Below are 12,593 nucleotides of genomic sequence, written 5' to 3'. Positions count from 1 at the left end.
ATGGCGGGTACAACGATTACTGGCGTGGGGTCGGGTTTCGACACTCAGGCGATTGTGAAGTCCCTGGTAGATGCCGAGCGAGCGCCGAAACAGGCACAGATCAACACCCAATCGCAAAAGGCAACTACCCAGCTGTCGTCGATCGGCAAGATCCAGGCTGCCCTGGACGCCTTCCGTGGTGCGCTGACCAGCATGGGCACCGACAACAGCTTCAGCGGCTTGACCGGTACCTCTTCGGACGAAAAGGTCGCCACCATGACGGCCAACCAAGGTGCGGCGAACGGCAGCTTCTCGCTGATCGTCAACCAGCTGGCCATGCCTTCGAAGCTATCGACCAAAACGTTTGCCGGTGGCCAGTCGACAGTCGTCAACGCCGGCACCACGGCGACAACGCTGACAATCACGCAGTCGGGCAAGAACTTTGATTTGAGTGTGCCGGCAGGCGCGACACTGCAACAGGTGCGTGATTCGATCAACTCCACGTTCGGCACCGCCGGCCTGAGTGCCAACATCCTCACCGACTCCACCGGTTCACGTCTTATCCTGACCTCCACCAATAGCGGGGTCGGTTCGGACCTGACGATGTCGGGCAACTCTGGGATTGATACTGGCTACACGGTAGTCAGCGCGCCTCAGAACGCCAAGTACACCATCGATGGTATTGCGGCGGAGTCCAAGTCCAACAGCATCACGGATGCGGTGAGTGGGGTAAGCATCAAGTTGCTGTCGCTGTCGCCTACGGTCACGGCCAACGATCCGAATACAACCGACCCGCTTCGTACCGCCATGACCATCTCGGTCACTACCAGCACCACCGCGCTGAAGTCCGGGGTAAAGGGCTTTGTCGACACCTACAACGCCCTGCTCAAGGCGATGAATGCCGAGACCAAGGTCACCAAGGACGCCGCCGGCAACTCCATCCCCGCAACCCTCACCGGTGACTCGACCATGCGCACCTTGCAGTCGGCGATCCGCAACGAGTTCAACGCACTGTCCGGCAACGGCACCTTGAAGTCCCTGGCGCAGTTCGGTGTCACAACCGATCAGGACACCGGCGCGCTGAGCATCGACAGCAAGCAGTGGGATAAGGCGGTGCTGACCAATGCCGCTGACATCAACAGTATCTTCAGCGGCAAGACTGGCTTGCTGGCGCGCCTGACGGCCGCTACCGACGCGTATGCCAAGCCGAGCACCGGGATTCTGGCCACGCGTACCACCTCGTTGGCCGACAGCCTGAAAGACCTGACCAAGCAGCAGACCGATCTGGATGACCGTCTCACCACCATGCAGGACGCCTTGACCCGCAAGTACACCGCCATGGATACGCTGGTGGCGCAGTTGCGCCAGCAGAGCAACAGTATTCTCGGTACGCTCAATGCAATCAGTAACTCAAAAAGCAGCAGCAGTTGATTGACTGCGCCTGAAAAAGCCCGGGTCCGTTGACCTGGGCTTTGTTCTTTGTAGAGCCGCCGGGTTAAAGTTTTTTGCGACCCGGTCGACATAATGGTTACTGCAATCCTTCCAGCTGTTGCCTGTCACGAGGTAGAAAATGAATCCCATGAGAGCCCTTCGCCAATACCAGAAGGTCAATTCCCATGCCCAGATCTCCGAAGCCAGCCCGCATCGCCTGGTGCAGATGCTGATGGAAGGCGGCCTGGACCGCATGGCGCAAGCCAAGGGGGCGCTGGCGCGTGGCGATATCGCTCAGAAGGGCCTGATGCTGGGTAAGGCCACCGACATCCTGATCGGCCTGCGTGATGGCCTGGATGCGGAAAAAAGCGACAACAAGGAATACGTCCAGCAACTGGAAGGTCTGTATGTGTACATGACCAACCGCTTGATGCAGGCCAACCTGCACAACGATGCCGAGATGATCGACGAAGTCGCTCGTCTGCTGATTACCGTAAAAGAAGGCTGGGATGCCATTGCCGCACCGCAGGGTGCCGCACAATAAGGCCATCGGCCTTGAGGAACTCGTCATGAGCCAAGCACTGCAACGCATTGATGAAACCCGCGACGCCTTGATCGACGCGCTGGCCGAACGTAACTGGGACGCCATCGGCGAACTGGATATGGGCTGTCGCAGTGTGATCGAGGAGGTGCTGAGCGAAGCGCCGGTGGACGAGGATGCGTTGCGAGAGAAACTGGAGAGCCTGCTCGCGGTTTATCAGCAGTTGCTAGAAGTGACGACCGGCGAACGCCAGGCGATTTTCGAAGAGATGTCGCAGATCAACCAAGCGAAAAAGGCGTCAAAGGTTTACCATCTGTTCGGTTGAACGGGCGCAGTTAATCCGAACGGCGCGTCATATATTTGACTGTGCCAGCATTTTTGACTTAACTAGTGCTGTTTTCAGATTTCAGACGTCTAGTAAGTAAGAAGTCTTACAAGCGTCTAGATTGCCCTCACTCTGGGGCAGAGCGTTTTACTAGGGAAGTTGCTATTGCATGTGGCGTGAAACCAAAATTCTGCTGATTGATGACGATAGCGTCCGTCGCCGCGACCTGGCGGTGATTTTGAATTTTCTTGGCGAAGAAAATCTGCCCTGCGGTAGCCACGATTGGCAGCAGGTGGTCAGCTCATTGTCATCGAGCCGTGAAGTCATTTGTGTGCTGATCGGGACGGTAAACGCTCCTGGTGCAGTTCTGGGCTTGTTAAAGACACTGTCAACCTGGGATGAGTTCCTTCCGGTGTTGCTAATGGGCGATATTTCTTCTGTCGACCTGCCGGAAGACCAGCGCCGCCGTGTACTTTCCACCCTGGAAATGCCGCCCAGCTATAGCAAATTGCTCGATTCCCTGCACCGCGCCCAGGTCTATCGCGAGATGTACGACCAGGCCCGCGAACGCGGTCGCCACCGTGAGCCCAACCTGTTCCGCAGCCTCGTCGGCACCAGCCGTGCGATCCAGCACGTGCGCCAGATGATGCAGCAAGTGGCTGATACCGACGCCAGCGTGCTGATCCTCGGCGAGTCCGGCACCGGCAAGGAAGTGGTCGCGCGCAACCTGCACTATCACTCCAAGCGCCGCGACGGGCCCTTTGTGCCGGTCAACTGCGGGGCAATTCCTGCAGAGCTGCTCGAAAGCGAACTGTTCGGCCATGAGAAGGGCGCCTTTACCGGGGCTATCACCAGCCGTGCCGGGCGTTTCGAACTGGCCAACGGCGGCACCCTGTTCCTTGACGAAATCGGCGACATGCCACTGCCGATGCAGGTCAAGCTGCTGCGCGTGCTGCAAGAACGCACCTTCGAGCGCGTTGGCAGCAACAAGACCCAGAGCGTGGACGTGCGCATCATCGCGGCCACCCACAAGAACCTCGAAAGCATGATCGAGGTCGGCAGCTTCCGCGAAGACTTGTACTACCGCCTCAACGTCTTCCCGATCGAGATGGCCCCGTTGCGTGAGCGCGTGGAAGACATCCCGTTGCTGATGAACGAGCTGATCTCGCGCATGGAGCACGAAAAGCGCGGCTCGATTCGCTTCAACTCCGCCGCGATCATGTCGCTGTGCCGCCACGGCTGGCCGGGCAACGTCCGCGAACTGGCCAACCTGGTGGAGCGCATGGCGATCATGCACCCCTACGGTGTGATCGGCGTGGTCGAGCTGCCGAAAAAATTCCGTTACGTCGACGATGAAGACGAGCAGTTGGTGGACAGCCTGCGCAGTGACCTGGAAGAACGGGTCGCCATCAACGGGCATACCCCGGACTTCGGTGCTACCGCCATGTTGCCGCCGGAAGGCCTGGACCTGAAGGACTACCTGGGCAACCTGGAACAAGGGTTGATCCAGCAGGCCCTCGACGACGCCAACGGCATCGTCGCCCGTGCCGCCGAGCGCCTGCGCATCCGCCGAACCACCCTGGTGGAGAAGATGCGCAAGTACGGTATGAGTCGTCGAGAAGGTGATGAACAGGCAGATGATTGACGCCTGTTTTTCAAGCCACTGTTTTATAGGTGGTTTTTTTTAGGCACGGGTATTGCTACAGCCCTCGCAACGTTCCGTTTAACTGACGGTCAGCCAAGCGAGAGAGCATGATGCCCCACGCCGCCCAACTAACTTCGGTCCCTGATCTCCAGGGACTTGTCCCGTCTGTAGAGCAACAGAGCCGCCAGGGCCTGGAGCAGGCGTTTTCGCTGTTCAACCAGATGTCCAGCCAACTGACTGATTCCTACAGCCTGCTGGAGGCTCGGGTCTCCGAGCTCAAGGGTGAGCTGGCCGTGGTCAGTGCCCAGCGCATGGAAGAGCTGGCCGAGAAAGAGCGCCTGGCCAACCGTCTGCAAAACCTGCTCGACCTGTTGCCCGGCGGCGTGATCGTCATTGACGACCAGGGTCGCGTGCGCGAAGCCAACCCGGCCGCCTGCGACATGCTCGGCCTGCCGCTGGAGGGCGAGCTGTGGCGTGAAGTGATCACCCGCTGCTTCGCGCCGCGCGAAGACGACGGTCATGAAATCTCCCTCAAGGACGGGCGCCGCCTGTCCATTGCCACCCGCTCCCTGGACGCCGAGCCCGGCCAACTGGTGCTGCTCAACGACCTGACTGAAACCCGTCACCTGCAAGACCAGTTGGCGCGGCATGAGCGGTTGTCGTCCCTGGGGCGGATGGTCGCTTCTTTGGCGCATCAGATTCGTACGCCGTTGTCGGCCGCGTTGATCTACGCCAGCCATTTGACTGATGAGCAATTGCCCGCGGCCACCCAGCAGCGTTTTGCCGGGCGCCTCAAGGAACGCTTGCATGAACTGGAGCATCAGGTGCGCGACATGCTGGTGTTTGCCCGTGGCGAATTGCCGCTGACCGACCGCATTACGCCGTCGGGGTTGATGCAGTCGTTGCAGGCGGCGGCAGCCACCCATATCCAGGAAGCCAATGTACGCTGGCAGTGTGATAGCCACCTGGGCGAGTTGCTGTGCAACCGCGACACCCTGGTGGGCGCCTTGCTCAACCTGATCGAAAACGCCACCCAGGCCAGCGGCCCCGGCGCACGGCTCAAGGTGCACTTGTATACGCGCGAGCAAACCCTGCGCCTGTGCATCAGCGACAGCGGCAGTGGCATCGAGCCGGCGGTGCTGCGGCGCCTGGGTGAACCTTTTTTCACCACCAAGACCAACGGCACGGGCCTCGGCCTGACCGTGGTCAAGGCAGTAGCGCGGGCTCATCAGGGAGAATTGCAGCTGCGTTCCCACCTGGGGCGCGGCACCTGTGCATTGATGACCTTGCCGCTGTTCGTCAGCGCGGCAAGCGCGGAGTAAAGAGCAATGGCTATCAAGGTTTTATTGGTGGAAGACGATCGCGCCCTGCGTGAGGCATTGGCTGACACGCTGCTGTTGGCGGGCCATGACTACCGGGCGGTCGGTTCTGCCGAGGACGCCTTGGAGGCCGTCGAGCAGGAGTCCTTCAGCCTGGTGGTCAGCGACGTGAACATGCCTGGCATGGATGGCCACCAGTTGCTCGGCCTGCTGCGTGCGCGTCAGCCGCAGTTGCCGGTGTTGCTGATGACCGCCCATGGCGCGGTGGAGCGGGCGGTGGACGCCATGCGCCAAGGAGCGGCGGACTACCTGGTCAAACCATTCGAACCCAAGGCGCTGATCGAACTGGTCGCCCGGCATGCCCTGGGTGTGATCCCGGCCACCGACGGCGAAGGTCCGATTGCCTTCGAGCCGGCCAGTGCCCAATTGCTGGAACTGGCGGCCCGCGTGGCGCGCAGTGATTCCACGGTGTTGATTTCCGGCGAGTCCGGCACCGGCAAGGAGGTACTGGCGCGCTATATCCACCAGCAATCCAGCCGCGCCAAGCAACCGTTTATCGCCATCAACTGCGCCGCGATCCCCGACAACATGCTCGAAGCGACGCTGTTCGGCCATGAAAAAGGCTCGTTCACCGGTGCCATCGCGGCCCAGCCCGGCAAGTTCGAGCAGGCCGACGGCGGCACCCTCCTGCTCGACGAAATTTCCGAAATGCCCCTGGGCTTGCAAGCCAAGTTGCTGCGGGTGTTGCAGGAGCGTGAAGTGGAGCGGGTCGGTGCACGCAAGCCGATCCAGCTGGATATCCGTGTGATCGCCACGACCAACCGCGACCTCGCGGGCGAAGTGGCGGCGGGGCGTTTCCGTGAGGACTTGTTCTATCGGCTTTCGGTGTTCCCCCTGGCCTGGCGCCCGTTGCGCGAACGCCCGGCAGACATCCTCCCGCTGGCCGAGCGGCTGCTGAACAACCACGTCAAAAAAATGAAGCACGCCCAGGCGCGGCTGTCGGCCGATGCCCAGGCCTGCTTGATCAGCTACCCATGGCCCGGCAACGTGCGGGAATTGGACAACGCAATCCAGCGCGCGCTGATTTTGCAGCAGGGCGGCTTGATCCAGCCTCAGGATTTCTGCCTGGCCATGGGCAGTGGCGCCGCGCCGCTGCCGAGCCTGGCGCCCGCTCCGGTCGTCGCCGAAGCCGAGTCTGCCGGTGCGCTGGGTGACGACCTGCGGCGCCGCGAATTCCAGATGATCATCGACACCCTGCGTGCCGAGCGCGGCCGTCGCAAGGAGGCTGCCGAACGCCTGGGCATCAGCCCGCGCACCCTGCGCTACAAGCTGGCGCAGATGCGCGATGCTGGTATGGACGTGGAAGCGTATCTTTTTGCCACCTGATCCGTAACGAGACTGACAAGGTTTGTCGCCTTTTCTTACGAGTTGCTACAGAGCTGGCACCCTTGTTGCTACCTCCCCAGTAATCGCTGCGTAGTGTCAAAAAATTGCGGGTTGTCGGAGAGAAGGTCATGAGCCAGGGTATTGAGTTCAATCGGTTGATGTTGGATATGCGCTCCATGCAAATGGATGCCATGGCTCAGCCGAAATCCGTCGCGCCAGCGCCGGAATTGGGCCAAAGCAGTTTCGCCGATATGCTCGGCAAGGCAATCAATAAAGTCAGCGATACCCAGCAAGCCTCCAACCAGTTGGCCACCGCGTTCGAGATCGGCAAGAGCGGCGTGGACCTCACCGATGTGATGGTCGCCTCGCAAAAGGCCAGCGTTTCGTTCCAGGCGTTGACCCAGGTCCGTAACAAGCTGGTGCAAGCCTATCAAGACATCATGCAGATGCCGGTTTAAGGACGAGATTTAAGTCATGGCAGAAGCAGTCGTGGACAACGTACCCGCCAAGGCAGACGGCAAACCGCCGCTGTTTGGCCTGTCGTTCCTGGAAAACCTCTCCGAAATGACCATGTTGCGTCAGGTGGGCCTGATGGTCGGCCTGGCAGCCAGCGTGGCGATTGGTTTTGCCGTGGTGTTGTGGTCGCAGCAACCTGATTACCGTCCGCTGTATGGCAGCCTGGCCGGCATGGATTCCAAGCAGATCATGGAAACCCTGGCCGCCGCCGACATCGCCTACACCGTCGAGCCCAACTCCGGCGCCTTGCTGGTCAAGTCCGATGACGTGGCCCGTGCGCGCATGAAGCTGGCCGCCGCCGGCGTGACCCCGTCCGACAGCAATATCGGTTTTGAAATCCTCGACAAGGACCAGGGGTTGGGGACCAGCCAGTTCATGGAGGCCACCCGCTACCGTCGTGGCCTGGAAGGCGAGCTGGCGCGTACCATCTCCAGCCTGAATAACGTCAAGGGTGCCCGCGTGCACCTGGCGATCCCGAAGAGCTCGGTGTTCGTGCGTGACGAACGCAAGCCCAGTGCCTCGGTGTTGGTCGAGCTGTTCTCCGGCCGCTCCCTGGAGCCTGGCCAGGTGCTGGCGATCATCAACCTGGTGGCCACCAGCGTTCCCGAATTGAGCAAGTCGCAGATCACCGTGGTGGACCAGAAGGGCAACCTGCTGTCCGACATGGCGGAAAACTCCGCGCTGACCCAGGCCGGCAAGCAGTTTGACTACAGCCGCCGCATGGAGAGCATGCTCACCCAGCGCGTGCACAATATTCTGCAGCCGGTGCTGGGCAACGACCGCTACAAGGCTGAAGTGTCGGCCGATGTGGACTTCAGTGCCGTTGAGTCGACCTCTGAGCAGTTCAACCCGGACCAGCCGGCGCTGCGCAGCGAGCAGTCCACCAGCGAACAACGCACCGCCAGCAATGGCCCGCAAGGTGTACCGGGGGCCCTGAGCAACCAACCGCCGTCGCCGGCCTCGGCGCCGCAAACCACGGGCGGCGCTGCGGCGACCGCGGGCGCCATCGCTCCAGGCCAGCCACTGCTGGACGCCAATGGCCAACAGATCATGGACCCGGCCACCGGCCAGCCAATGCTCGCGCCTTACCCGGCGGACAAGCGTAACCAGTCCACCAAGAACTTCGAACTCGACCGCTCCATCAGCCACACCAAGCAACAGCAGGGTCGGATCAATCGCCTGTCGGTGTCGGTGGTCGTGGATGACCAGGTCAAGGTCAACGCCGCTGACGGTGCTGTGACTCGCGCGCCGTGGAGCGCCGACGAATTGGCGCGCTTCACTCGCCTGGTGCAGGACGCTGTCGGTTTCGACGCCAGCCGGGGTGACAGCGTCAGCGTGATCAACATGCCGTTCTCTGCCGAGCGCGGCGAAGTCATCGCCGACCCGGCGTTCTACACCCAGCCGTGGTTCTGGGACATCGTCAAGCAAGTGTTGGGTGTGCTGTTCATCCTGGTGCTGGTGTTCGGTGTGCTGCGTCCGGTGCTCAACAACATCACCGGCCATGGCAAGAAACAACTGGCCGCCTTCGGTGGCAGCGACGTCGAGTTGGGTGGCATGGGCGGGCTGGATGGTGAACTGGCCAACGACCGTGTCAGCCTCGGCGGCCCGCAAAGCATCCTGTTGCCTAGCCCGAGCGAAGGCTATGACGCTCAGTTGAACGCAATCAAGAGTCTGGTGGCAGAAGACCCGGGCCGTGTGGCCCAGGTCGTGAAAGAGTGGATTAACGCAGATGAGTGATAATCGAGCCGCCGTTGCCAAGCTCACCAAGGTCGATAAAGCCGCAGTCCTGCTGCTGTCCCTGGGTGAAACCGACGCCGCCCAAGTGCTGCGTCACATGGGGCCCAAAGAGGTTCAGCGCGTGGGCGTGGCCATGGCGCAGATGCGCAATGTGCACCGTGAGCAAGTCGAACAGGTGATGAGCGAGTTTGTCGAGATCGTCGGCGACCAGACCAGCCTGGGCGTCGGTTCCGACAGCTACATCCGCAAGATGCTCACCTCGGCCCTGGGCGAAGACAAGGCCAACGGCCTGATCGATCGCATCCTGCTGGGCGGCAACACCAGCGGCCTCGACAGCCTCAAATGGATGGAACCGCGCGCCGTGGCTGATGTGATCCGCTACGAGCACCCGCAGATCCAGGCGATCGTGGTGGCGTACCTCGACCCGGACCAGGCCGGTGAAGTGCTCGGCCATTTCGACCACAAGGTCCGGCTGGACATCATCCTGCGCGTGTCGTCGTTGAACACCGTGCAACCCGCGGCGCTGAAAGAACTCAACACGATTCTCGAGAAGCAGTTCTCGGGCAACTCCAATGCCTCGCGCACCACCCTGGGTGGTATCAAGCGCGCGGCCGACATCATGAACTTCCTCGACAGCTCGGTCGAAGGCCAGTTGATGGACTCGATCCGCGAGATCGACGACACCCTGTCCGGCCAGATCGAAGACCTCATGTTCGTGTTCAACAACCTCTCCGATGTCGACGACCGTGGCATCCAGGCGTTGCTGCGTGAAGTCTCCTCCGACGTGCTGGTGCTGGCCCTCAAGGGCTCGGACGAAGGGGTCAAGGAGAAGATTTTCAAGAACATGTCCAAGCGTGCCTCCGAACTGTTGCGCGACGACCTGGAAGCCAAGGGCCCGGTGCGCGTCAGCGACGTGGAAACCGCCCAGAAGGAAATCCTCACGATTGCCCGCCGTATGGCCGAAGCCGGAGAAATTGTTCTCGGCGGGAAGGGCGGCGAAGAAATGATCTAAGGCGCCCCACATGTCGAGCAAAGATGAGACGCCCAGCGATCTGATTCGCGCGCGGGACGTGGGCGGGTTCGACATCTGGTCGTTGCCCAGCTTCGACCCGCACGTGCCGGAACCCGAGCCTGAACCGGTCGAGGAATTGCCGGCGGAAATGGAAGAAGTGCCGCTGGAGGAAGTCCAGCCGCTGACCCTGGAAGAGTTGGAAAGCATCCGCCAGGAAGCCTATAACGAAGGCTTTGCCGCCGGCGAAAAAGACGGCTTTCGCAGCACCACCCTCAAGGTGCGCCAGGAAGCCGAGGCCGCGTTGAGCGTCAAGTTGACCAGCTTGGAACGCCTGATGGGCAGCCTGTTCGACCCCATCGCCGAGCAGGATTCGCAGATCGAAAAAGCCATGGTCGGCCTGGTGCAGCACATCGCCCGCCAGGTGATCCAGCGCGAACTGGCGCTGGACTCCAGCCAGATCGAGGGTGTGATGCGCGAAGCCCTCAAGCTGCTGCCCCTGGGTGTCGGCAATGTGCGGCTGTACATCAACCCGCAGGATTTCGAGCAGGTCAAAGCCCTGCGCGAGCGCCACGAAGAAACCTGGCGCATCGTCGAAGATGCGGCGTTGCTGCCCGGTGGTTGCCGCGTCGAGACCGAGCACAGCCGCATCGATGCCACGGTGGAAACCCGCATCAGCCAGATCATGGCCAAGCTCTTCGATCAACTCCACGAACAAGCCCTGCACCCGGCCGAGCCTGACCTGAGTGTTGAGCTGGACGCCTCCGATGCGCCTTGATCGCACCAGCTTCGCCAAGCGCCTCGGCGGTTATGCCGAGGCCACCGAGTTGCCCGGCCAACCGATCCTTGAAGGGCGCCTGTTGCGCATGGTCGGCCTGACCCTCGAAGCCGAGGGCCTGCGGGCCGCCATGGGCAGCCGGTGCGTGGTGATCAACGACGACAGCTACCACCCGGTGCAGGTCGAAGCTGAAGTGATGGGCTTCTCCGGCAACAAGATTTTCCTCATGCCCGTCGGCAGCCTGGCCGGCATTGCCCCCGGCGCCCGCGTGGTGCCGCTGGCTGATACCGGTCGCCTGCCCATGGGCATGAGCATGCTTGGCCGCGTGCTCGACGGTGCCGGTCGCGCGTTGGACGGCAAGGGCGGCATGAAAGCCGAGGACTGGGTGCCGATGGACGGCCCCACCATCAACCCGCTCAACCGCAACCCCATCAGCCAGCCGCTTGACGTGGGCATTCGCAGCATCAACGGTTTATTGACGGTCGGTCGCGGCCAGCGCCTGGGTCTGTTCGCCGGTACCGGCGTGGGTAAATCGGTGTTACTCGGCATGATGACCCGCTTTACCGAGGCCGACATCATCGTGGTGGGGTTGATCGGCGAGCGGGGCCGGGAAGTGAAGGAGTTCATCGAGCACAGCCTCGGTGAAGAGGGCCTCAAGCGCTCAGTGGTGGTCGCCTCGCCTGCGGACGATGCGCCGCTGATGCGTTTGCGCGCCGCCATGTACTGCACGCGCATCGCCGAGTATTTTCGCGACAAAGGCAAGAATGTCCTGTTGCTGATGGATTCGCTGACACGTTTCGCCCAGGCCCAGCGGGAAATCGCCCTGGCCATCGGCGAGCCGCCGGCCACCAAGGGGTATCCGCCGTCGGTGTTCGCCAAGCTGCCCAAGCTGGTGGAGCGCGCCGGTAACGCCGAAGCGGGCGGGGGCTCGATCACCGCGTTCTACACCGTATTGTCCGAAGGCGATGACCAGCAGGACCCGATTGCCGACTCGGCGCGGGGCGTGCTTGACGGCCACATCGTGCTGTCGCGGCGCCTGGCGGAAGAGGGGCACTACCCGGCCATCGATATCGAAGCGTCGATCAGCCGGGTGATGCCGTCGGTGGTCACGCCGGAGCATATGGCGCGCGCCCAGCAGTTCAAGCAACTGTGGTCGCGCTATCAACAGAGCCGTGATTTGATCAGCGTCGGCGCCTACGTGGCCGGCGGCGATCGTGAGACCGACCTGGCGATCGCCCTGCAGCCGCAGTTGGTGACCTACCTGCGCCAGGGCCTCAACGACAACATCAGCATGGGCGAAAGCGAAGCGCACCTGCAATCCATCTTCGCCCCTGCGCCAGGCGGCTAAGCCATGGCCAGTAGTCGCTCGTCACGTCTGGCCCCGGTGGTGGAGATGGCTGAAAAAGCCGAAAAAACCGCCGTGCAGCGCCTGGGTTACTTCCAGGGCCAGGTGCGCCTGGCGGAAAGCAAACTGGGCGACCTGGAGCGTTTTCGCGGCGAGTACCAGCAGCAGTGGATCGAGCGCGGCACCAAGGGCGTGTCCGGGCAGTGGCTGATGGGCTACCAGGGCTTTCTCAACCAGCTTGAAACCGCCGTCGGCCAGCAGCGCCAGAGCCTGGCCTGGCACCAGAACAACCTCGACAAGGCCCGCGAGAGCTGGCAAGCGGCCTATGCCCGGGTAGAAGGGTTGCGCAAGCTGGTGCAGCGCTATATCGATGAAGCGCGGGCCATTGAAGACAAGCGCGAGCAGAAGCTGCTCGATGAGTTGTCCCAGCGCCTTCCCCGCCAATCACCATTCTGACGGTTGCCAGCGGCCAACTGCGGGAGGGGGCTTGCCCCCGATAGCCATGGGTATCTACACAACTGTGTAGTAACCAACGCTAACCACGATGCGAAGCGAGCCGCCCTTGATCTTGCTTTTGATCTT

General features: G+C 61.8%; 12 protein-coding genes. All 12 read left to right on the top strand.

What is annotated here, in order from left to right; genetic code table 11:
• Complete coding sequence (gene fliD / locus ACODSV_RS05645; protein WP_150054328.1) at window positions 1–1,410, top strand: flagellar filament capping protein FliD; 1,410 nt, start codon at window positions 1–3, stop codon at window positions 1,408–1,410.
• A 139-nt stretch (window positions 1,411–1,549) separates the two neighbouring features.
• Window positions 1,550–1,954 (top strand): flagellar export chaperone FliS, encoded by a 405-nt coding sequence (fliS, locus tag ACODSV_RS05640; protein WP_024076720.1) that lies wholly within the window; start codon window positions 1,550–1,552, stop codon window positions 1,952–1,954.
• Between the two features lie 25 nt (window positions 1,955–1,979).
• The gene (fliT, locus tag ACODSV_RS05635; protein ID WP_024076719.1) at window positions 1,980–2,276 is read left to right on the top strand and encodes a flagellar protein FliT; all 297 of its coding nucleotides are present in this window, start codon (window positions 1,980–1,982) and stop codon (window positions 2,274–2,276) included.
• A 169-nt stretch (window positions 2,277–2,445) separates the two neighbouring features.
• Entirely contained in the window at window positions 2,446–3,921 is a 1,476-nt protein-coding gene (locus ACODSV_RS05630; protein WP_024076718.1) for a sigma-54 dependent transcriptional regulator, read from the top strand.
• Window positions 3,922–4,031: 110 nt separating this feature from the next.
• Window positions 4,032–5,243: a sensor histidine kinase gene (locus ACODSV_RS05625; protein ID WP_041161276.1), complete on the top strand. Its 1,212-nt coding sequence runs from the start codon at window positions 4,032–4,034 to the stop codon at window positions 5,241–5,243.
• A 6-nt stretch (window positions 5,244–5,249) separates the two neighbouring features.
• A complete protein-coding gene (locus ACODSV_RS05620; RefSeq protein ID WP_024076716.1) occupies window positions 5,250–6,626 on the top strand; it encodes a sigma-54-dependent transcriptional regulator in 1,377 nt (458 codons plus the stop codon).
• 128 nt (window positions 6,627–6,754) lie between these two features.
• Window positions 6,755–7,084 carry a flagellar hook-basal body complex protein FliE gene (gene fliE, locus ACODSV_RS05615; protein ID WP_024076715.1) on the top strand — a complete coding sequence of 110 codons (330 nt, stop codon included), beginning with the start codon at window positions 6,755–6,757 and terminating at the stop codon, window positions 7,082–7,084.
• A 16-nt stretch (window positions 7,085–7,100) separates the two neighbouring features.
• Window positions 7,101–8,879, top strand: coding sequence for a flagellar basal-body MS-ring/collar protein FliF (fliF, locus tag ACODSV_RS05610; RefSeq protein WP_024076714.1), 1,779 nt, complete (start codon window positions 7,101–7,103; stop codon window positions 8,877–8,879).
• Window positions 8,872–9,891 (top strand): flagellar motor switch protein FliG, encoded by a 1,020-nt coding sequence (gene fliG / locus ACODSV_RS05605; RefSeq protein WP_010563975.1) that lies wholly within the window; start codon window positions 8,872–8,874, stop codon window positions 9,889–9,891. The genes fliF and fliG overlap by 8 nt, the downstream gene beginning before the upstream one ends.
• 10 nt (window positions 9,892–9,901) lie before the next feature.
• Window positions 9,902–10,666, top strand: a complete 765-nt coding sequence (gene fliH / locus ACODSV_RS05600; RefSeq protein WP_024076713.1) for a flagellar assembly protein FliH — start codon at window positions 9,902–9,904, stop codon at window positions 10,664–10,666.
• Window positions 10,656–12,014 carry a flagellar protein export ATPase FliI gene (gene fliI, locus ACODSV_RS05595; protein WP_150054326.1) on the top strand — a complete coding sequence of 453 codons (1,359 nt, stop codon included), beginning with the start codon at window positions 10,656–10,658 and terminating at the stop codon, window positions 12,012–12,014. Before fliH ends, fliI begins: the two co-directional genes overlap by 11 nt.
• 3 nt (window positions 12,015–12,017) lie before the next feature.
• A complete protein-coding gene (fliJ, locus tag ACODSV_RS05590; RefSeq protein WP_024076711.1) occupies window positions 12,018–12,467 on the top strand; it encodes a flagellar export protein FliJ in 450 nt (149 codons plus the stop codon).
• The last annotated feature ends 126 nt before the right edge of the window (window positions 12,468–12,593 follow it).

The organism is Pseudomonas sp. FG86, from assembly GCF_057808775.1.
This window is presented reverse-complemented; position numbering and strand designations above follow the sequence as displayed.